The sequence below is a fragment of the Commensalibacter melissae genome, from assembly GCF_003691365.1.
GTDB lineage: Bacteria > Pseudomonadota > Alphaproteobacteria > Acetobacterales > Acetobacteraceae > Commensalibacter > Commensalibacter melissae.
Map to the genome: position 1 here is coordinate 730110 of NZ_CP033087.1, position 20197 is coordinate 750306.

At 39.7% G+C, this 20197-nt stretch carries 22 protein-coding genes; 17 read left to right on the forward strand and 5 right to left on the reverse strand.

What is annotated here, in order from left to right:
* The first annotated feature begins 44 nt into the window (after positions 1–44).
* The 15 genes from D9V35_RS03315 to glmM all read left to right on the forward strand — a co-directional run bounded on the left by D9V35_RS03315 (position 45) and on the right by glmM (position 15045).
* Complete coding sequence (locus D9V35_RS03315) at positions 45–794, forward strand: YebC/PmpR family DNA-binding transcriptional regulator (protein ID WP_122123364.1); 750 nt, start codon at positions 45–47, stop codon at positions 792–794.
* 5 nt (positions 795–799) lie between these two features.
* Positions 800–1306: a crossover junction endodeoxyribonuclease RuvC gene (gene ruvC, locus D9V35_RS03320; RefSeq protein ID WP_110438797.1), complete on the forward strand. Its 507-nt coding sequence runs from the start codon at positions 800–802 to the stop codon at positions 1304–1306.
* Positions 1303–1929, forward strand: a complete 627-nt coding sequence (gene ruvA / locus D9V35_RS03325; RefSeq protein WP_122123365.1) for a Holliday junction branch migration protein RuvA — start codon at positions 1303–1305, stop codon at positions 1927–1929. The genes ruvC and ruvA overlap by 4 nt, the downstream gene beginning before the upstream one ends.
* Positions 1926–2984: a Holliday junction branch migration DNA helicase RuvB gene (ruvB, locus tag D9V35_RS03330; RefSeq protein ID WP_122123366.1), complete on the forward strand. Its 1059-nt coding sequence runs from the start codon at positions 1926–1928 to the stop codon at positions 2982–2984. Before ruvA ends, ruvB begins: the two co-directional genes overlap by 4 nt.
* A 5-nt stretch (positions 2985–2989) precedes the next feature.
* A complete protein-coding gene (locus D9V35_RS03335) occupies positions 2990–3454 on the forward strand; it encodes a YbgC/FadM family acyl-CoA thioesterase (RefSeq protein ID WP_162988558.1) in 465 nt (154 codons plus the stop codon).
* 152 nt (positions 3455–3606) lie between these two features.
* The gene (gene tolQ / locus D9V35_RS03340) at positions 3607–4332 is read left to right on the forward strand and encodes a protein TolQ (protein ID WP_110439004.1); all 726 of its coding nucleotides are present in this window, start codon (positions 3607–3609) and stop codon (positions 4330–4332) included.
* A gap of 5 nt (positions 4333–4337) precedes the next feature.
* Positions 4338–4793 carry a protein TolR gene (tolR, locus tag D9V35_RS03345; protein WP_110438801.1) on the forward strand — a complete coding sequence of 152 codons (456 nt, stop codon included), beginning with the start codon at positions 4338–4340 and terminating at the stop codon, positions 4791–4793.
* 25 nt (positions 4794–4818) lie between these two features.
* Positions 4819–5820 carry an energy transducer TonB gene (locus D9V35_RS03350; RefSeq protein ID WP_408869337.1) on the forward strand — a complete coding sequence of 334 codons (1002 nt, stop codon included), beginning with the start codon at positions 4819–4821 and terminating at the stop codon, positions 5818–5820.
* Positions 5821–5875: 55 nt separating this feature from the next.
* The gene (gene tolB / locus D9V35_RS03355; protein WP_122123369.1) at positions 5876–7234 is read left to right on the forward strand and encodes a Tol-Pal system beta propeller repeat protein TolB; all 1359 of its coding nucleotides are present in this window, start codon (positions 5876–5878) and stop codon (positions 7232–7234) included.
* A 224-nt stretch (positions 7235–7458) separates the two neighbouring features.
* Positions 7459–7944 carry a peptidoglycan-associated lipoprotein Pal gene (gene pal, locus D9V35_RS03365; protein ID WP_110438805.1) on the forward strand — a complete coding sequence of 162 codons (486 nt, stop codon included), beginning with the start codon at positions 7459–7461 and terminating at the stop codon, positions 7942–7944.
* A 149-nt stretch (positions 7945–8093) separates the two neighbouring features.
* The gene (locus tag D9V35_RS03370; RefSeq protein WP_122123371.1) at positions 8094–9032 is read left to right on the forward strand and encodes a hypothetical protein; all 939 of its coding nucleotides are present in this window, start codon (positions 8094–8096) and stop codon (positions 9030–9032) included.
* Positions 9033–9046: 14 nt separating this feature from the next.
* Positions 9047–10327: a tRNA lysidine(34) synthetase TilS gene (gene tilS, locus D9V35_RS03375; RefSeq protein WP_122123372.1), complete on the forward strand. Its 1281-nt coding sequence runs from the start codon at positions 9047–9049 to the stop codon at positions 10325–10327.
* Positions 10328–10527: 200 nt separating this feature from the next.
* On the forward strand, positions 10528–12492 hold the full coding sequence (gene ftsH, locus D9V35_RS03380; RefSeq protein ID WP_122123373.1) for an ATP-dependent zinc metalloprotease FtsH: 1965 nt from the start codon (positions 10528–10530) through the stop codon (positions 12490–12492).
* Positions 12493–12619: 127 nt separating this feature from the next.
* The gene (gene folP, locus D9V35_RS03385) at positions 12620–13639 is read left to right on the forward strand and encodes a dihydropteroate synthase (RefSeq protein ID WP_122123374.1); all 1020 of its coding nucleotides are present in this window, start codon (positions 12620–12622) and stop codon (positions 13637–13639) included.
* Between the two features lie 50 nt (positions 13640–13689).
* Positions 13690–15045, forward strand: a complete 1356-nt coding sequence (gene glmM, locus D9V35_RS03390) for a phosphoglucosamine mutase (protein WP_122123375.1) — start codon at positions 13690–13692, stop codon at positions 15043–15045.
* A 9-nt stretch (positions 15046–15054) separates the two neighbouring features.
* On the opposite strand, the gene D9V35_RS03395 is transcribed toward glmM, so the two are convergent.
* Complete coding sequence (locus D9V35_RS03395) at positions 15055–15645, reverse strand: type 1 glutamine amidotransferase (protein WP_240993406.1); 591 nt, start codon at positions 15643–15645, stop codon at positions 15055–15057.
* A 235-nt stretch (positions 15646–15880) separates the two neighbouring features.
* A complete protein-coding gene (locus tag D9V35_RS03400; protein WP_110438811.1) occupies positions 15881–16417 on the reverse strand; it encodes a peroxiredoxin in 537 nt (178 codons plus the stop codon).
* A gap of 117 nt (positions 16418–16534) precedes the next feature.
* Here D9V35_RS03400 and D9V35_RS03405 point away from each other — a divergent pair, with 117 nt between their 5' ends.
* On the forward strand, positions 16535–17452 hold the full coding sequence (locus tag D9V35_RS03405; protein ID WP_122123377.1) for a hydrogen peroxide-inducible genes activator: 918 nt from the start codon (positions 16535–16537) through the stop codon (positions 17450–17452).
* An 86-nt stretch (positions 17453–17538) separates the two neighbouring features.
* Positions 17539–17664 carry a type B 50S ribosomal protein L36 gene (gene ykgO / locus D9V35_RS03410; RefSeq protein ID WP_110438813.1) on the forward strand — a complete coding sequence of 42 codons (126 nt, stop codon included), beginning with the start codon at positions 17539–17541 and terminating at the stop codon, positions 17662–17664.
* 87 nt (positions 17665–17751) lie between these two features.
* On the opposite strand, the gene D9V35_RS03415 is transcribed toward ykgO, so the two are convergent.
* The 3 genes from D9V35_RS03415 to efp form a co-directional block, all read right to left on the reverse strand.
* Positions 17752–18492, reverse strand: a complete 741-nt coding sequence (locus tag D9V35_RS03415; protein ID WP_122123378.1) for an OmpA family protein — start codon at positions 18490–18492, stop codon at positions 17752–17754.
* Positions 18493–18550: 58 nt separating this feature from the next.
* Positions 18551–19378, reverse strand: a complete 828-nt coding sequence (locus D9V35_RS03420; protein WP_122124257.1) for an inositol monophosphatase family protein — start codon at positions 19376–19378, stop codon at positions 18551–18553.
* Positions 19379–19548: 170 nt separating this feature from the next.
* The gene (gene efp, locus D9V35_RS03425) at positions 19549–20115 is read right to left on the reverse strand and encodes an elongation factor P (protein ID WP_110438815.1); all 567 of its coding nucleotides are present in this window, start codon (positions 20113–20115) and stop codon (positions 19549–19551) included.
* Between the last annotated feature and the right edge of the window lie 82 nt (positions 20116–20197).

Here is a 20197-nt window from a genome sequence, read left to right on the forward strand (position 1 = left end):
AGATTAAGATTGAAATCAAACTGTAAGAATTAAGAGAAAAATTAATGGCAGGACATTCGCAATTTAAAAATATTATGCATCGCAAAGGGGCTCAGGATGCCCGTCGGGCAAAAGAATTTTCAAAAATAATTCGTGAAATAACCGTTTCAGCAAAATCAGGTTTACCTGATCCAGCCGCCAATCCCCGTTTACGTGCAGCCATTGCGGCAGCTCGTGCTGTCAATATGCCAAAGGATAATATTGATCGTGCGATTAAGAAAGCCGCAGGTGGCGCAGATGGAGATAATTATCAAGAAGTGCGCTATGAAGGATATGGTCCATCCGGAGTTGCCATTATCGTTGAGGCATTGACAGATAATCGTAATCGTACAGCTTCAGATGTTAGGGCCGCATTCAATAAATATGGCGGATCCTTGGGGGAAATGAATTCTGTCGCATTCATGTTTGAACGTATGGGTGTTATTACCTATCCCAAAACGGTTGCAAATTTTGATTCAATATTTGAGGCGGCTATTGAGGCAGAAGCGGATAATGTCGAAGAAAATGATGATGTTTATGAAATAACATGTGCGATGGAAAATTTCTTTGCAGTCCGTGACGCATTGGAAGCCCGGTTTAAAGATCCTGAAAGTGCAAAAATTGAATGGCGTCCATCCAATACAGTTGCATTAGATGAAGATAATGCTCGCACCTTGCTAAAATTAATTGAAGTTCTGGAAGATCATGATGATGTTCAGAATGTTTTTGCCAATTTTGACCTTTCGGACGAGATTGCTGAACGGCTATCGGCTTAAGAGTTGTGGTTAGAATTCTTGGGATAGATCCCGGTTTACGGTTTACCGGATGGGGGATAATTGATGCATGTGACAATCGTCTTACCTATGTGGCAAGTGGTGTCCTGTCTACGAATAGTGATCATTTTGTTCCTCAACGTCTCTGTGTATTAGCATCAGGTTTGGAAAAACTGATTGGTCTTTATCAACCTGAAGAGGTTGCGGTTGAAGAAACCTATGTCAACCGGAATGGCTCTGCCACCTTGAAATTGGGATATGCTAGAGGGGTGGCATTATTAGTACCCGCGCAAAAATATATTAATGTTAATGAATATGGTGCTAAAACAGTTAAGCGTGCCGTGGTTGGAACGGGAGCGGCGACCAAAGATCAGGTATCTGTTATGATTCAGCGTTTATTGCCGGGAGCCAAAATTCCAAGAGCTGATGCAGCTGACGCTTTGGCGATAGCGATTTGTCATGCCCATCATCGGATAAGTCAAATTCGTGTTAATAAAGGAACAATAATGGCATGATAGGACAATTGACTGGGCTTTTGATTGACCAAAATGACAGGGATCGCTGTCTCATTGACGTGAATGGGGTGGGATATGTGGTCTATGTTTCAAGCCGGACCTTATCAAAATTGCCTCGTCCTCCAGAAATTGCCCGTGTATTGATTGAAACCATCGTCAGAGAGGATGCCATATTACTTTATGGATTTGCTGATGGAAAGGAACAGGAATGGTTCAGGATGCTAACAACGGTACAAGGTGTTGGGGTTCGTATGGCGCTGGCGATTCAATCCGTTCTTACGCCGGATGAATTGACTTCGGCCATTATGACAGCTGACAAGGCAAGTTTAATGCGGGCTTCAGGTGTAGGGGCAAGATTGGCTACGCGCATCTTAACTGAACTAAATGGTAAAGTGGCTTCTGGTTCAGATGTGATTAATTCAATTACAATTTCAGGTCAGACAACCGACAATAATGAGACTAATATTGTTGTGGATGTGTTGCTGGCCCTGGAGGGACTTGGATTTCGTCGAATGGAATCCCAACCAATCGTCGGGCGAGTGATTAAAGGTATAAAAGAGAAAAATCAACCCCTTCAACTTGATCATATTATTCGAGAAGCTTTACGTGAGTTGGCCCGATGAAGTCTGAAATAAATCGTCCCATAGATGCAACAAAACGTCAGGAAGACACTATAGAGGTTGCGTTAAGACCTCAATCTTTGGCTGAATTCATTGGGCAAAAATCATCACGAGAAAACCTTTCAATTTTTATAGAGGCGGCAAGACAGCGAGATGAGGCGTTGGATCATGTTTTGTTACATGGACCACCAGGGCTGGGAAAAACAACCTTGGCGCAGATTGTTTCCAGGGAGTTGGGGGTTGGTTTTCGTGCAACATCTGGACCCGTAATTCAAAGGGCTGGTGATTTAGCGGCAATTCTAACCAATTTACAACCAAAGGATGTATTATTTATTGATGAAATTCATCGATTGCATCCTTCAATTGAAGAAATTCTTTATCCGGCAATGGAGGATTTCCAGCTTGATTTAATAATCGGGGAAGGACCTGCGGCTCGATCGGTTCGTATAGATTTGCCCCCTTTTACGCTTGTCGCAGCAACAACACGGTCAGGTTTGCTTGCCACACCTTTGCGGGATCGGTTTGGCATTCCGTTACGGTTGATATTTTATACAACAGATGAACTCAAATTGATTGTTGAAAGAGGGGCCTGTAAGCTAGGATTTGAATTGACTGAAGATGGGGCTGCGGAAATTGCCAGAAGATCTCGTGGGACGCCCAGAATAGCGGGCAGATTGTTACGTCGTGTACGTGATTTTGCGTTTGTCAAGCATAAGAGTGAAAAAGCGGTTGATCGCGAGATTGCTGATGCAGCCTTATTAAGATTGGAGGTTGATCAGCTTGGATTGGATGCAATGGATCGTCGCTATTTGTTGCGTATTGCTGAATTTCATCAGGGTGGGCCGGTCGGTGTTGAAACGTTAGCTGCGGCCTTGGCAGAATCAAGGGATACTCTTGAAGATGTTATTGAACCTTTCCTGATCCAGGAAGGTTTGGTTCTTCGTACAAGTCGTGGCCGTGTTTTGGGAGAGAGAGGCTGGCAACATCTTCATCTGAAACCCCCTGCATTATTAAATACTCAATTTGATTTGCTGGATAATGATGTGGAAGAGGAATGAAAATCATGGAGATCATCCCTAGTAATTCATTTGACAAAGGTATAAGTAATCCTGCTTTGGCGAAAGAGGAAGTCAAAACTTACCGGTTCAGGGTTTGTTATGAAGATGTTGATGCGGCAGGTATCGTCTATCATGCCCGTTATTTCGGAATTGCAGATCGCGCTCGGACAGAAAGTATACGACGGTTGGGTGGAACAACCAGTGATTTGTACAAGAATTTCGGCTTGGTTTTGGTTGTGAGGGAAGCCGAGATTAAATTCCGAAAACCCTTGTATATTGATGAACTGGTTATTGTAAAAACAAATATAATCACAACTTTGGGGGCAAGTTGCTGGTTATCACAAGTTTTTTTCCGTAATGAAGAAATTGTGACTGAATTAAAAATTCAGCTGGTTTGTCTAAAGAAGGAAACCTATATGCCAGCACCTTTTCCAGCGGATTGGAAAAGAATTTTTGCCGCCATGATGTAGGCAAACCAGTTCGAATAAATTTTTACTCATTATCAAAACAAGATTGTTTTTATTGGAAAAAAAATATATCAAATGGATATTGGAAAATAATAAATAGTCTCAAGTTATATATGAAATTAAATTGAGTGAGACTAATTGTGCAGGAGGCATTTTTGGATCCATCAATTAATGCAGCAAATCTGGCCACACCATCGGCCAGTTTGTCCCCTTGGGCGCTCTTTGTTCATGCGGCGCTAGTAGTTAAACTTGTTATGATCGGCCTGGTTTGTGCCAGTATTTGGGTATGGGCTGTAATTTTTGATAAATATTTTACCCTCCGCAAGGTTAAACGTCAGGCAGATGAATTCGAGGATTTATTCTGGTCAGGTGGGAGTCTTGATGAATTATATGAAAATATTGGGGTGAAACCAACCCATCCCATGGCTGCAGTGTTTAGTGCGGGTATGGGTGAATGGCGTCGATCAGCAAGAATTAATGGAATTGAGATGAGCAGTGAGGGAGTCAAACAGCGAATTGATCGTGCCATGTCAATCACTATTACCCGTGAAATGGAACGCCTGGAAAGATGGGTGACTTTTTTGGCAACAGTAGGGCCGGTGGCACCTTTTATCGGATTGTTTGGAACCGTGTGGGGTATCATGCATGCTTTTGCTTCCATCGCACAATCCAATAACACAAGTTTGGCAGTGGTTGCCCCTGGTATTTCAGAGGCATTATTCGCGACGGCACTGGGTTTGTTGACAGCCATTCCCGCTGTAGTGGCCTATAATTTTGTTAATAACAAGCTTAATTTATTTGCTGAAAGACTTGAAGGTTTTGCGGCTGAATTTAGTGCGATTCTTTCTCGTCAATCTGAAGCAAAAGAAAATCAGGAATAAAATCAATGGGATTTTCTTTAGAGGGTCGAAACAGACGGGGGCGTGGCAGACGTCCACAGGCAGATATTAACGTTACGCCGATGGTTGATGTCATGTTGGTTCTGTTAATTATTTTCATGGTTGCGGCCCCTATGATGACAAGCGGAATCAATGTTGATTTACCAAAAACTGCCGCGAAACCGGTAAATGCAGATACCAAACCGATTACTGTTACAGTCAGGGAAGATGGATCCGTTTATTTGGGAGACAATGTTGTAGATATGAATCAATTGGTGGAGCAGTTGAAAGTCATGTCTCAGAATGATTCTGAACATCGTATCTTTGTTAAGGGAGATCAGCATATCAATTACGGCAGGGTCATGGAAGTGATGGGACGTGTTACAGCTGGAGGATTTACGCATGTCGCGTTACTTGCACAAATGCCTGATACAACATCCAACCCTTCTTCAAAAACGCCATAATTGAGGATTATGTATTTTGCTGGGCATGTACCGTTCTGAGAGAAAAATTTTCAGATGCTCTTTTTTGGCATCAATCGGAACGCATTTTGGGGTTATCGTTCTGGCGATTCTATTATCATGGTTATTTCATTTTGCGCCTCCACCCCCACCCCCTGAAGAAAAACCGGTAGAGGTTGAATTTACAAGCGATAATGCAGGACAAGAAGTTCCCGCTAAATCGGAGCGAGATTCCCCGAACCCGAATGCGCCTGCATTGGAAAAACTGGATGCTCCACCTGCGCCAACACCTACTAAAACTGAACCTGTCGAAGAAACGCCTCCACCTCCGCCTCCACCTCCACCAATGCCTCCTCCACCTGATGCGGTTGCAAAAATGGAAAAACAGGATTCGATTTTACCTAAAGCTGTTGAAACCCCCGCACCTGCAGAGGTAACGTTACCACCTACTGTTTCACCATTGACATCCTCTTCAAATTCTCATGTTCCATCCCCACCATCACCAATGCCTATGCCCACCGCGTTACCTCAGGTGCAGAATTTCTCTCGATTGACAAAAATGGAAAAAGTAAAAAAAGAAATTCCTGATACACATTCACTTGAATCGACGTTGGATGCCTATCAAGCTGACCAGAAACAAACACATCCTCCCAGAGCCAAAGCAAATCCAAGACAGGGAGGGGGTCCTAATGGTGGTGGAGCGAGAAATGGCGATATCACAAGAGGGCTTTCAGCAGGTCAGCAGGGGAAAATAGCGGCATCTGTTCGTCGATGTTATGTTGAAGACACAGCAGCAAAAGATTATGCTAATTTTGTGGCACATTTAATTGTAACAATTGATGCTTCAGGAGAGGCTAGAATAGTTAAATTTGATTCAGTGACTCAGGCAAAAATGAATGCTGATTCAACATATAGGGCATTAGCAGAACGGGCAAGGGACGCCGTGTTAAGTCCTGTATGTTCAAAATTGCCGATACCTTCAAATCTGTTGGGAAAGACGGGTCAGATTCGTTTTGTATTCCGTCCATAATTATGTCTAAATTTGTAAGTTAATATGCATTATCAATAATAGGGAAAATAGGATTATGAGCTCAATAATTTCTGATAATGATGCTGATATTTTACGGGATGTTTTAATTCCTCGCCGAAAAATTTTGTATGGATGTGTAGCAGGTGGAATTGTGGCAACACCTTTATCATCTGCATTTGCGCAGCAAGCTGGCGGTGCAGATGAAATTACAGTTGATCGGGCAAGAAACGAGCCTATCCCTATTGTTATTCCTGATTTTGGTTCTGGGAATGGCGGTGCCATAACTCAGGTATTAACGGATGACTTGAATAATACAGGATTATTTCGAGTTATTAGTAGTACATCACCAACCTCTACACCTGATTTTGCCGCCTATAAAGCCATGGGGGCTCGTGCTATCGTGACTGGATCAGAGGTGAATGGGCGAGTTGAATTTCGGCTATGGAATGCGTTGACCGGTGAACAGATTCAGGGAACAGCCTATTCGATTTCCGGGTCAGGTGCCATAAGTGAGGATCTTCGTCGTGTTTCCCATATGATAGGGGACGTTATTTATGAGCGTTTATTGGGGGATAAGGGATATTTCAATACACGAATTGCATATGTTGCACAGACCGGCCGCCGGTCAGATCCCACAAAACGTCTGGCAATCATGGATTATGACGGTGCTAACAGTCGAATCTTAACCAGCGGGCGCTGGCTTGTCTTGACGCCCCGATTTAGTCCCGTTTCTAATCAGATAGCATTTATGTCTTATGTCAATAACCGTCCTCGAGTTTACTTGTTTGATCTTCAATCAGGCAGACAAAGAATTTTGGGAGATTTTTCGGGTATATCTTTTGCACCGCGTTTTTCGCCTGATGGAAGGTCTGTCATTATGTCTGTAACAAGGGGAGGAGGTTCTGATCTTTATTCTGTTGATCTGGGTTCGGGCAGCAAACGTCAATTAACCAGTTCCGGGGCTATTGATACGAGCCCTTGTTATAGTCCTGATGGATCTCAAATTGTTTTTTCTTCAGATCGGGGTGGAAGACAGCAATTATACATAATGAGTGCAAGTGGAGGTGGAGTCCGACGTATTTCTTATGGAAACGGTAGTTATGCAGGCCCCGTATGGTCACCAAGAGGTGACCTTATTGCGTTTGTGAGAATTGGCGGCGGTGGATTCTCATTGGGTGTTATGGCGCCTGACGGTACTGGAGAAAGAATTTTAACCCAAGGTTTCACTGTCGAAAGCCCAACATTTTGTTCAAATGGCCGTGTTATGGCGTTCTGTAACCAATCGTCTGCCGGTGCGCGTGGAAGCGGTTTTTCTTCATCCATCAAGATGATTGATGTTTCCGGTTTTCATGAGAGAAGCATTCCTACATCAACGATGGCGATGGATCCTTCTTGGTCTTCTGGCAACAGTTAAAATAAATTTTGGAAAGAAAATAAAATTATTGCGGTAAAAAATTCAATTTTTGCTAAAATTGCTTGTGTATTTAACTTGTTTAGATATAAATGAAAGACTAGGATTGAAATTGATATGTCTTTCATAAAATAAGACTTTTTGGATTTTGATTTTGATTTTTTTAGGCAATATTTACCAACATAAAAGTTGAGAAAATAGAAAGCCGTTTTGTAGGAATACATACAATGAATATAAAGCTTATTAGTGCTTTTGGTGCTGCGTTATTACTAGCAGCATGTTCTGGCGGAGATCATAAAGGTGCGACAACCGGTAATGGTGGTGGAACACAAGCTCCAACCGTGAGCGGTCCAGTTCCTGGAAGTCAAGCTGATTTAGTTGCTAATGTTGGTGATCGTGTTTTCTTTGAATTCAATTCAAACAAATTAACGGATGATGCTCGCGCAACCTTGAATCGTCAGGCTGATTGGTTGAAAAAATATCCAAATGTCCAGGTCATGATTGCCGGTAACTGCGATGATCGCGGCACAGAAGAATATAATATTGCATTAGGATCTCGCCGCGCAAATGCAGCTCGGGATTATTTGGTATCCTTGGGCGTTGCATCAGATCGTATGACAACCATTTCATATGGTAAGGATAAACCTATTGCTGAAGGTGACAACGAAGAAGCATGGTCACAGAACCGTAATGCGACTACTTCAGTTCGTTAATTCCTAGCTCGATAACTTTTCAATAAAAGCCGGTAATACGTATATACGTTATGCCGGCTTTTTGTTATGTAATGTAAAAGAACGTAATTTATAAATGGTTAAAGCTTTTTGAATTTATTATCAAATGAGGGATAGTAAAGGGTTTGGCAATGATAACGAAGCAAAAACATTCAAGAATTTCTAATTTATTTTCAATTGATCATCCAAAGGTCAAAGGAAGTATAACAGGTTTATTTCTATCAATTATGATTTGTCCTTTTTACAGTAATGCCCAGGAAAATAATAGTCGTCAGGTTATTGCGCTACAAAACCAGGTCGCACAATTAAAATCGCAAATCAGCCAGCTTCAGGCACAGAATACTAATTTTAATGATGATTCTGATAATTATCGTAAAAAAAGGCATAAAGATAAAGATGAGGATGATAGTTTATCAACAAATAACGGTTTACTTCCCGATTTAGTTAGCCGGATAAACAATATAGAAGATCAGCAAAGGGTTATGAGAGGCGAAATTGATGATTTGTCAAACCAATTGAAAACTCAAAACGATCTTATCAATAAGAAAATTGATGATATGAATTTTGCTGCTGGTCGTGGAGGCGCTTCCAATGGTTCTTCAGATGATGTGGTAACTGATTCAAAAAGTGGGGTTTCTAAAAAATCATCAATTTCCGATGATTCCGGAACAGTTAAATCCGTAAAACCTGAAACAGGTTCAACCTTGAGAGATGGTCAACAGGCATTGTTGAATGGTGATTTTCAGACCGCAGAATCCATCGCCCAAAAAATTTTATCCACGCCTGAAGGTGCCAAGTCCCCTAGTGCACGATATTTGCTGGCTCAGGCTCAGGCTGGACAAGGAAATTTCAAGGCTTCATCAGTAAATTATTATGCTGTTTATAAAAATTTTCCTAAATCTCCCAAGGCTCCATCTGCTTTGTTGGGTGTAGGATATTTAATGTTAAAAAATGGCAAGGTTCAGGAAGCTTGTCAGGCTGTAAGTCTGCTTCATAGTAAATATCCAAATGTTTCAACCCAGGTGAAATCTTCTGCCTTGAATTTAAGTCGTAAAGCTAAATGTTCTTGATTTGTTAAATCTGTATGGATGATATTTTAAAACCTGTATCTCAAGATGAATTTAATTCTTGTATTGAGTCATTGGGACCTTGGGGTAATGATGATGAAAAGTTGCCACCCATTGTATTGGCTGTATCTGGTGGTGCAGATAGTTTGTGTCTTGCATTGCTGGCATCCCGTTGGCGACGAAATGTATTTGCTTTAATTGTAGATCATGGAATTCGGTCAAATTCGGCTATAGAGGCAGCACTTACACAAGAAAGATTGAAGGATCTTGGAATTGAATCAAAAGTTCTGACATTAGATAATCTAAAACCTGGAGCCGCATTGGAAGAAAGAGCGCGTATTGAGCGTTACAAAATATTAATTCAGACATGTTGTAAAATGGGAAGCATAGATTTGCTTTTGGGTCATCATGCTGGGGATCAGGCGGAAACTGTACTGATGCGAATACGTGCCGGAAGTGGTGAGGATGGGATTGCCGCTATGGCTGCTATTACGGATTTGCCGCAGATAAGGTTAATAAGACCTTTACTATCGATTGCACCACAACGTTTGAGAATAACCTTAAGACAGGAAGGGATTATATGGGTCGAGGATCCATCCAATCAGGATCTAAAATTTCAGAGAAATCAGGTGAGAAAGGAATTGTCATCGGCCTGGGCATCTTCAGGATCTGTCTCAATACTATTACATCGCTCGCGGGAAGAGAGTAAAAAAAGAATGAAAAAAGATCAGGATCAGGCTGTTTTTGTTACAGAAAACATTTTGATCAGATCAGAAGGATTTGCTTATTTTTCCACCAAAGGTATGGATGAAAGAACGTTGGGTGCTTTAATCAGAACAATTTCCGGTTCTGTTTATGCACCCTTGCAGAAATCAATTAATCGGCTTGTTCAATCAATGCGCAAAGTTACTCTTGGTGGCGTCCAGATTATGCCAGCTGGAAGGTTGGGAAATGGCTGGTTGATGATTAGAGAGGCAACTGTTATTGAAAAGGCAAAAATGGCTCGGCCAAATATGATTTGGGATTATCGTTTCAGAGTTATTATGCCAGAATATGATATTAATGATAAAGTTACGATTGCTGCATTGGGTAAATCTTACAAACAGTTTTCATGTAGAGAGGGATTGCCTGTTTGTATTTTGAAAACATTACCCGCTTTTTGGCATAATGATAAATTATTGGCTGTGCCTCATTTGGGAATATATTCGGACGAGTCCGTTAAAGAATGGGATATTGTTTTCCAGCCTAGACAATCCTTGACACAAAGTCATCTTTTTTCGACCACAAAATTAGCTTAATTATGTAATTATGTTTATAATAAATCGGTTTAAATTCAATATTTTTAAGGAAAAATATTTTTTAGGGTAGGAAAGATTTGTTTCAGTTCTTATGTTATTAAGTAAGAGATAAATTGTAATATGAAGAATATAAAATGGTATATATTAAATATTCTTTTTTAAAAACGTGTTTATCCTAAAACATGGAAATATAAAGTAGAATGAAAAATTTTGGGCGTAATTTAAGTTTATGGATACTCGTTATTGTATCAGTAATGTTAGTGGTTGGATATTTTCGACCAAGCAGTAATGTTGTTGTGGACAATCAAGTTAGTTATTCTAAATTCCTAGGCGATGTTAACGCTGGAAATGTTAAATCAGTTGTCATACAGGACCGGTATTTAACTGGAACAAGTCAGGATGGCAAGAAATTTCAAACCTATTTGCCAACACAGGATACTTCGCTTTTATCAACCCTCACTGACCATAAAGTTACGATAGAGGTTAAACCTGTTGATAATCATCCAAATCTTTTTTGGCAGCTTGTATTGAATTTATTGCCAACCTTGCTGATTATCGGTTTATTTATTCTTCTTATGCGCAATATGCAAAGCGCAGGGGGAAAGGCAATGGGATTTGGTAAATCCAAGGCCCGTTTGCTGACTGAAAAACAGGGACGTGTCACGTTTGCGGATGTGGCGGGAATTGATGAAGCTAAAAGCGAGCTGGAAGAAATTGTTGAATTCCTTAAAGATCCACAAAAATTTCAGCGGCTGGGTGGCAGAATACCAAAAGGGGTCTTGTTGGTTGGCCCTCCTGGAACAGGGAAAACCTTATTGGCGCGTGCGATTGCTGGCGAGGCAAATGTTCCATTTTTTACAATTTCAGGTTCTGATTTTGTAGAAATGTTTGTTGGAGTGGGGGCTTCTCGTGTTCGAGATATGTTTGAACAGGGTAAAAAAGCTGCTCCCTGTATTATTTTTATCGATGAAATTGACGCCGTTGGACGTCATCGTGGTGCCGGTCTCGGTGGTGGTAATGATGAGCGAGAACAGACTTTAAATCAGATGCTGGTTGAAATGGATGGATTTGACAGCAATGAAAGCGTAATTCTCATAGCCGCAACGAACAGGCCTGATGTTTTGGATCCAGCATTGTTACGTCCAGGAAGATTTGATCGTCAGGTTGTTGTGCCTAATCCTGATGTCGGGGGTCGTGAAAAAATCCTTCGCGTACATATGAAAAAGGTTCCGTTAGCATCTGATGTTGATCCAAGAGTAATTGCCCGTGGAACACCAGGTTTTTCTGGTGCTGATCTTGCAAATCTTGTTAATGAGGCGGCTTTGTTGGCTGCACGGTTAAACCGTCGAACAGTATCGATGCTAGAATTTGAAAATGCCAAAGACAAGGTCATGATGGGTTCAGAACGTCGTTCACTGGTCATGAGTGAAGATGAGAAAAAAATGACCGCGTATCATGAAGGCGGGCATGCCATTTGCGCATTATTTACTCCTGGATGTGATCCGGTACATAAGGCTACAATTATTCCACGTGGACGCGCATTGGGAATGGTGATGAGTCTACCGGAAGGCGATCGCTATTCAAAAAGCAAATCGAAATGTTTGGCTGAACTGGTTCTTGCCATGGGTGGACGTTGTGCTGAATCAATGATTTTTGGTCCGGAAAATGTTTCAAACGGTGCATCTGGCGATATCAAAATGGCGACGGATCTTGCACGACGGATGGTTACTGAATGGGGTATGAGTGAAAAAATTGGACTTGTTTCTTATGCTGAAAATGAACAAGAGGTTTTTCTGGGTCATTCCATGGGACAAGGTAAAAATATTTCTAGTGAAACCGTTCATGAAATAGAAGCCGAAGTTAAACGTTTGATTGATGATGCACATAAACGTGCAACAGCGTTGTTAGAAGAGCACAGGGAAGATCTTGAAAGATTGGCTCAAGGTCTTTTGGAATATGAAACTTTAAGTGGAGAGGAAATCAGACAGGTTCTTCGCGGTGAAAAAATTGAACGTAGCCTTGTTGATGACACGACAAAAAAATTGAGATCATCAATCGATGTGGCTCATCATTCAGGTGATAATGTTGGTTCTGATAAAATAAAAAAGGATGATGCTGGTCATGCTGATAATCCTGTTCCTGCAACAGGTGTTAATTTTGAGTAACATAACTAGGGTTTTAATTTTTATGGATTAAAACTATTTTTTAAGTGAAAAGAATATATTCTTTTCACTTATTTTATTTGAGATTGATATTAGATGACAGTGTCATGGTTATAGTGTTAAGAATGATATGATTATAAATCCTACAGGATTTTTATTTGGAAATTCAGCCCAGTTTGCAATCAAAAATGAGCTTGCATTACCTTTTGCAGGTCAAGAAAAAAAAGTTGCCTTTTCAATGATTGAGATAATTGAGAATCAAAAACTGGAAATTGGGTATGTCAAAGATTGTTTTCATTCACCCTTATATTCTAATCAGATAAGAAAAATAACAACTGCCTCGCCTCTGGCTGGATTGCCTGAAGGTTCTCTAATTATGGGTATACTGAATGTAACGCCTGATAGTTTTAGTGATGGTGGCAAACATTATTCAAGTTCAACTGCTATTCGGGCCGCTCATAAAATGGTTGAGGATGGTGCGACAGTAATCGATATTGGTGGTGAAAGTACACGGCCTGGCTCTCAACCTGTGTCAACTGAAGAGGAATGTCGTAGAATTATTCCTGTTGTCAAAGCATTAAAAGGATGTGGTGCCTATTTGTCTGTTGATACGCGTCATGCTGAAACAATGAAATATGCCTTAGATGCAGGAGCTGATTTAATTAATGATATTTCTGCTCTTGATGATAGGGAAAGTGCACAGGTTATTTCTCAGGCTCAATGTCCTGTGATTTTGATGCATATGCGTGGAAATCCCCAGACAATGCATCAATATAAGAATTACAACAATGTTTTGGTTGATGTTTTTGCAGAATTGCAAAGAAAAATTCAAAAAGCGGTAAATGCAGGTATTCGTCGTGAAAATGTAATACTTGATCCGGGTATAGGTTTTGCAAAGAATAATTTTCAAAATATGGAACTTTTAAAAAAATTCGCCGCTTTTGCTAACTTAGGTTGCCGTTTGCTTCTAGCAGTCTCCAGAAAACGTTTTATTAGCGAAATTGCTGGAAAAATGAATTTTGAGAAATATGATGCCGCTACCATGATAGCGTCATCTCCAGCATTTTATTTTGGAAATTCAATTATTCGTGTTCACAATGTGCCCGCTGCGGTACAAAGCATGAAAATGTGGCAGACTTTATATGGTTGATTTCTGTCATATCAATTGTGATGTTTTATTGTTTAACATGGGAAAAGTTAATGAAAAATCATAGATTACTTTTTGGAACAGATGGAATTCGTGGTACAGCCAATAGTGATCCTATGACGGTAGAAGTGGCACAGAAGCTTGGCCAAGCTGCAGGATTGATGTTCATGGCTGGAAAAGACCATAGAAGACATCAAGTTTTGATCGGAAAAGATACACGTTTATCAGGCTATATGATTGAAAGTGCCTTGGTTGCCGGTTTTTTATCGGCAGGAATGGATGTGATTCTGGTTGGTCCGATGCCTACGCCAGCGATTGCAATGTTGACTCGCTCCTTGCGTGCTGATCTTGGGGTTATGATTTCTGCATCACATAATCCATTCCAAGATAATGGAATAAAAATTTTTAACAGAGATGGATTTAAGCTTTCCGATGCACAGGAGCTTGAAATTGAAGCCATGATTAGATCTGATTTGTCAGGTCAATTGGCTGGTAATGAACATATTGGTCGGGCCGTACGTCTGGATGATGCAGCAGGTCGCTATATTGAACATGCAAAGGCTTCTTTTCCCCGTGGGTGTCGCCTTGATGGTTTGAAAATCGTTATTGATTGTGCAAATGGTTCCGCTTATCATGTGGCCCCCAAAGCACTGTGGGAGTTGGGCGCAGAAGTTATATCGCTTGGATGTAAACCGAACGGTTTAAATATTAATAAAAATTGTGGATCAACACATCCAGAAACGTTAATCAATTCTGTGTTGGAGCATAAGGCTGATTTGGGAATAGCTCTTGATGGCGATGCTGATCGTATGCTGTTGGTTGATGAAGAGGGCAAGCTTATCGATGGTGATCAGATTCTGGCTTTAATTGCATCTTCCTGGGATAGAAAGAAGATGCTCCAAAATCATTCAATTGTAGCGACAGTGATGTCCAATATGGGACTCGAGCAGTTTTTGGATGATACCGGAATTCAATTAACGAGAACCTGTGTAGGTGATCGTTATGTTGTTGAAAAGATGCGTCAACTTGGATGTAATGTTGGAGGGGAACAGTCTGGGCATATGATCCTTTCTGAATTTTCAACGACCGGTGATGGTCTTATTGCTGCATTGCAAGTATTGGCAGTTATTATTGAAGAGGGTAAAAAAGCAAGTGAAGTATGTAGAATGTTTATGCCGTTCCCTCAAAAGTTATATAATATTCGTTTTAACGGAAAAAACCCTTTAAATACCGAAGCAGTTAAAAAGGTCGTAAGGGATGCGGAATTGAAATTGGGTAAAGAGGGAAGGGTCCTTCTAAGGAAAAGTGGGACAGAACCCTTGATTCGTATTATGGTTGAGGCAAAAGATAATCAGCTTGTGGATCTTGTGTTACAGCAATTAAAACAAGTGATTGAAAATAATATCTAGGTATTGACTTTATGTAGTTAAATATGAAAGCAGGTTGTCTATTATTTGATGATTTATTGAATAATGTTCCTTTGGGACAGAAAGTATCTCTTTTATGCTTTGAACGAAAGGAGAGAGGATTTTATCCTGATCATAACAATTTTCAATCATGTTTTGAATCATTGTTAAAGTCATTTCCGGATGGAACTGTAATCCAATTACATTATTCTTTATCATAAAGGCCTGATGTGGGCAACCTTGACTAAATGCGAGTAATTTGGCATGTGCTGGAATATCAAATTGTTCACCATGCCATAAAAATGTGACAAAATTTTCAGGCCATTTGATTTTCTTACTCTCCTTGGATTGAATTACCTGAATAGGAAACCAACCAATTTCTTTATGCTTAGCGATTGTAATATGGGCATTATAAATGTCAGCAATTAATTGAGCCCCCAAACAAATGCCTAGAGTTGGAATATTTTTATTTATTAAGTTTTTAATTAATTGTTTTTCTTTTGATAACCATTTATATTTTTTTTCATCATGAACACTCATGGGACCACCCATGATAATTAAAAGATTGATGTTATAGGAAAGAGGAATGTTTTTTTCATCCATTTCGTACAATTTCAAAATAATTGTTTCATATTGATGTATTTTTAGCCAATCAAGAATATAACCCGGTGTCTCAAAAGAAGCATGCTGCAAGATTAAAGCCTTCAAGATTGTTTCCTTTGGTATGAATGTTTATGTTAAAAATTTTGAAGAATTATAATAATATTATTAGCAAATTAAAATAAAAAAGCCTCTTGATATGAGATCAAGAGGCTTTGATGATTTATCAATGGATAAACTAAAGAGTTTTATCCCCTTTGTGCCAGCTGCAAGGACAAAGACCCCCGTTTTGCAAAGCATCAAGAATGCGAAGGAATTCTTCTGGATTGCGACCAACAGACAGGTCATTTGCACTGACGTGACGGATAATCCCTTCTGGATCAACAATATATGTCGCTCTTAAATCAACACCAGCTTCATAATGAAGAATACCTAATGCTGCAGAAAGTTCGCGCTTGTTGTCAGCCAGCATTGGAATCTTCAGATTTTTTAAAGTTTCATTATGAAGACGCCAGTTTAAATGAACATATTCAGAGTCAATCGATACACCGTAAACAGCAGTGTTACGTTCTGAAAATTCTGTTTCCATGTCGCTAAAAGCCGCGATTTCCGTTGGGCAAATGAATGTGAAATCCATAGGCCAAAAGAAAAATAATTTCCATTTACCCTTGTCGCTTTGATTATTGATCGTTATAAATTCTCCATTCAGTCCATCAGGACCAGCAGGAACAGTTGTAAGACTAAAAGATGGAAATTGATCACCAACAGTCAACATATTATTTTCTCCTAATAAAATAACATTATAAAATTTTTTTTGGTTCCTCTATTAATATGTGTAAAAAATGCTAATATTTCAAATGAAATATTTAGTAATGAATGATTGAAAAAAACGATGGAAGCACTCCCTTCGCCGCAACAATTACGTTATCTTATTGCATTGTCAGAATTACATCATTTTGGTCGTGCGGCAAATGCCTGCTCTGTCACACAGTCAACATTATCTGCAGGAATTTTAAGTTTAGAACGTCAGTTGAATGTCTCTATATTGGATAGAACAGCGGGAAAAAGGGTTGTATTTACACCATTGGGACAGGAAATAGCTGAACAAGCAAGAATTGCATTGCAGGGTTTGGAAACGGTTCGTGAAATGGTAAGTTTTGCGCATGAACCACTTTCCTCTTCTTTGAGGCTTGGAATCATTCCCACAATTGCACCTTATATTTTATCTTTTTTGGTTAGGGAAATTCGGAAAACCTATCCAAAACTAACTTTGACTATTCAGGAAGATATAACTGAAAATCTAATGGAAAAATTATTCATTGGATATCTCGATTTATTGATTATTGCAATGCCATGTTCCTGTGGAGGTGCGGATACCTATGCGCTTTATAAAGACAAATTCTATTTAATAACACCCAAGGATCATGTCTTAGCCTTTTTGGATAGGGTGTCATTACATCAGATTGATCCAAAAGAAATTATAATGTTGCAAGATGGTCATTGTTTACGCGATCAGACCATTGATATGTGTCGACAAAGTCAGACCATGAAAGCGGTCAACGATTTCAGCAACAATTTTGTCGCCTCTTCTCTGGATACGGTAATAAGTATGGTTGAAGTCGGTTTGGGAATTGCATTTATTCCCGAAATGGTTATTAGATCCGGTGTAATAGTAAACAAGGATGTAGCTGTCTGTTCTTTAGAGGGAAATCCAGCCTGGAGAACAATTGGCCTGGCTTGGCGTAGAAATTCATTGAGATCGGCAGAATTCAAGCAATTTGAAAAAGTTTTCCAAAAGCTTAAACTTTAGAAAATAATCGCTTTGCATTTGACATTTTTTAATTTTTCTTTATATAAAAAGGGACTTTTGTATTTATTGCCTGGGATGAATTAATTATGAAAATCAGAAATAGTTTACGTTCTGCGAAACTCCGCGATAAAGATTGTCGCATTGTTCGCCGTCATGGAAAAGTATATGTAATCAACAAGAAAAATCCGCGTATGAAAGCACGTCAAGGTTAGTTCTAAATTTGTTTTACTTTTTACAATCCTCTGTTTAAGAGGATTTTTTATAGAATATACAATTCAAACAATATGCGTTTAAAAAAGTTATTTTTTGTCTTTTACTAAATCTGAACGTACCATTTCAACATAATCTGGATTTGCATTTGTATTTGATTCCGGTATGCCTTTTGCAATCAAATAAATGCGAGTGGCCGGAATACCCTGATTAATTAAGACAGCACGTATAGTAAGCCCACGATTTAAGGCGTTTCTTCTTGGTGTAGATATATCATCAACAGTTCCATGACTATATGCATTAAGGTAAATCTGAACGTTAGGATTCCGCTTAAGTACATTAGCCATATCCATTACCGTTTTCATCATTATTTCGTTTAATTCAGATTCATCTCCCTTAAAATTAATGATGGTGTGTTGATCATTAACCACGACATTTCCTTGGGCTTTAGGATTAATCTTAGGCATGGCAGGAGGGGCTGGTGGATGTAAAGGTACGTTTAGCTCTGGATCTCTAAAAACAGGGTTGGGAGGTGGGGAATTGGGAATTGACGGGATGGCAGCTTGTGTTTGTTTTGGTTTTGACTGCGAAATTTTAGCAGGATTTGTTGGTTGTTTTGTGTGTTTGGAAATAGAAGTTGCTTTTTTATTTTTTGTCGATTTTGGTTGGATATTTTTTGCAGGACCTAGATTATTTAAGGCTGAATTATTGACACTAACCTGGGCAAAAATCATGTTATTCCAAGAAGAAAACAATATGGTTGAAAATATAGTCAAATAATAAAGATGTTTTTTTTTTAGTGCCGGTGCAGAAGATGATAAAAAAAACATTGACGAATTCTCAACCTGTTAGAATAAAAGAATAACTAAAATTAATTATCATTAATTATCAAGGTTTGGAAATGTTTTCTAATATTGTCTCCCTAATTTTAGGGAAAAGCGCTGCATTTCCTGCAACGGTATTAACGGACATTTTTAGATCATCTAATGGATTTCCTTCAGGATCGGTTATATATCCGCCAGCTTCCTTGACCAATAGAATTCCTGCGGCAACATCCCAGGGTTTTAAATCCATTTCCCAAAAACCTTCATAACGGCCTGCTGCAACCCATGCTAAATCCAGGGCAGCGGCACCATAGCGTCTTATGCCTGCAATTTTTGGCATGACTGATTTAAGGATTTTTACAAATTTTTCCTGTTTATTAATGTCGGAAATGGCAAAAGGAATGCCAGTGGCAAGTACAGCCTGAAACATGTCTCGTCGAGAGGAAACGCGAAGGCGACGTTCATTCAGAAAAGCGCCGACACCCTTTTCAGCCCAAAACATTTCATTGGCAACCGGGTTATAAATAACGCCGGCAACGATTTCAACCTGACCTTTATCATTACGTTTCTGAAGGCCTATGGAAATTGCCCAATGTGGAATTCCATGTAAAAAATTAGTTGTTCCATCAAGAGGATCAACAACCCAGCGCCAGTTCCAGTTATCTCCCCCTGAGGCACCGCTTTCTTCCATAAGAAAGGCATATCCAGGTCTCGCTTTACTGAGTTCTGTTTTAATAGTCGATTCGGCCTTTAGGTCTGCCTGTGATACGAAGTCCCCGGGACCTTTGACACTCACTTGCAACATCTCAACTTCATTAAAATCACGAAGAAGCGTGCGTGCAGCTTTTTGTGCTGCATTCTGCATTACGGTCATATGAGGGGAAAGTCGAATCGCCATTAATTTTTCCTAGAATTTACAAAAGGCATTTGAATTTTTCAGTTAGTATTTAACCTAACTTAATAATGCAAATTTAAAAAGATGTCTTTCTTAATTGACTAAGATTTGACATCTTTTCTTTAGATCAAAATAAAAATGGTTTAGGTTTAAAACTATAAAAAAGCCTAATTTTTTGCTCTTTCAACATAGCTGCCATCTTCTGTTCGTACAACGATTTTTTCTCCAGCCTCGATAAAAGGGGGAACCATTGTTTTTACACCATTGGATAACATGGCGGGCTTATAGGAAGAACTTGCTGTTTGGCCTTTTACCACAGGTTCCGCCTCAACAATTTCCAAGGTTACCTGAGGGGGCAATGTGACGGAAATGGGATCGCCCTCAACCAAGTTGACTATGACCTTCATATTATCCTGCAGAAACGCAACCTGATCCCCAAGTATATCTTTTGGCAACATAAATTGTTCAAAAGTTTCCGGATCCATGAACACAAGATTATCACCATCTTCATAAGAGTAATTATATTCTTTGTCTTCGGTTAACAGACGTTCGACGGTATCGGCAGTACGCCAACGTTCATTGGTTTTGTTGCCTGTTTTAAGATCACGCATTTCGACTTGAATAAAGGCACCGCCTTTACCAGGTGTGATGATTTGCTGCTTAAGGACAGACCACCGACGTCCATCATGTTCAATAACCTGACCTGCACGGATTTGGTTTGCCTGTTGTTTCATAATACTCTCTGATGATTAAAATACTAAAAAGACGGTTTATCGTTCTTTTTATATAAAATGGACTAGGCGTTGCTGCAAGATA

What these genes read in the sequence shown, in the direction of transcription:
- efp (WP_110438815.1), bottom strand. Translation starts at nt 20,115, where the DNA reads ATGAAACAACAGGCAAACCAAATCCGTGCAGGTCAGGTTATTGAACAT.
- folP (WP_122123374.1), top strand. Translation starts at nt 12,620, where the DNA reads ATGATTATAAATCCTACAGGATTTTTATTTGGAAATTCAGCCCAGTTT.
- ftsH (WP_122123373.1), top strand. Translation starts at nt 10,528, where the DNA reads ATGAAAAATTTTGGGCGTAATTTAAGTTTATGGATACTCGTTATTGTA.
- D9V35_RS03400 (WP_110438811.1), bottom strand. Translation starts at nt 16,417, where the DNA reads ATGTTGACTGTTGGTGATCAATTTCCATCTTTTAGTCTTACAACTGTT.
- D9V35_RS03415 (WP_122123378.1), bottom strand. Translation starts at nt 18,492, where the DNA reads ATGTTTTTTTTATCATCTTCTGCACCGGCACTAAAAAAAAAACATCTT.
- glmM (WP_122123375.1), top strand. Translation starts at nt 13,690, where the DNA reads ATGAAAAATCATAGATTACTTTTTGGAACAGATGGAATTCGTGGTACA.
- D9V35_RS03370 (WP_122123371.1), top strand. Translation starts at nt 8,094, where the DNA reads ATGATAACGAAGCAAAAACATTCAAGAATTTCTAATTTATTTTCAATT.
- tilS (WP_122123372.1), top strand. Translation starts at nt 9,047, where the DNA reads ATGGATGATATTTTAAAACCTGTATCTCAAGATGAATTTAATTCTTGT.
- tolB (WP_122123369.1), top strand. Translation starts at nt 5,876, where the DNA reads ATGAGCTCAATAATTTCTGATAATGATGCTGATATTTTACGGGATGTT.
- D9V35_RS03395 (WP_240993406.1), bottom strand. Translation starts at nt 15,645, where the DNA reads ATGGATGAAAAAAACATTCCTCTTTCCTATAACATCAATCTTTTAATT.
- tolR (WP_110438801.1), top strand. Translation starts at nt 4,338, where the DNA reads ATGGGATTTTCTTTAGAGGGTCGAAACAGACGGGGGCGTGGCAGACGT.
- D9V35_RS03315 (WP_122123364.1), top strand. Translation starts at nt 45, where the DNA reads ATGGCAGGACATTCGCAATTTAAAAATATTATGCATCGCAAAGGGGCT.
- D9V35_RS03350 (WP_408869337.1), top strand. Translation starts at nt 4,819, where the DNA reads ATGTACCGTTCTGAGAGAAAAATTTTCAGATGCTCTTTTTTGGCATCA.
- D9V35_RS03405 (WP_122123377.1), top strand. Translation starts at nt 16,535, where the DNA reads ATGGAAGCACTCCCTTCGCCGCAACAATTACGTTATCTTATTGCATTG.
- ykgO (WP_110438813.1), top strand. Translation starts at nt 17,539, where the DNA reads ATGAAAATCAGAAATAGTTTACGTTCTGCGAAACTCCGCGATAAAGAT.
- ruvA (WP_122123365.1), top strand. Translation starts at nt 1,303, where the DNA reads ATGATAGGACAATTGACTGGGCTTTTGATTGACCAAAATGACAGGGAT.
- ruvB (WP_122123366.1), top strand. Translation starts at nt 1,926, where the DNA reads ATGAAGTCTGAAATAAATCGTCCCATAGATGCAACAAAACGTCAGGAA.
- D9V35_RS03335 (WP_162988558.1), top strand. Translation starts at nt 2,990, where the DNA reads ATGGAGATCATCCCTAGTAATTCATTTGACAAAGGTATAAGTAATCCT.
- pal (WP_110438805.1), top strand. Translation starts at nt 7,459, where the DNA reads ATGAATATAAAGCTTATTAGTGCTTTTGGTGCTGCGTTATTACTAGCA.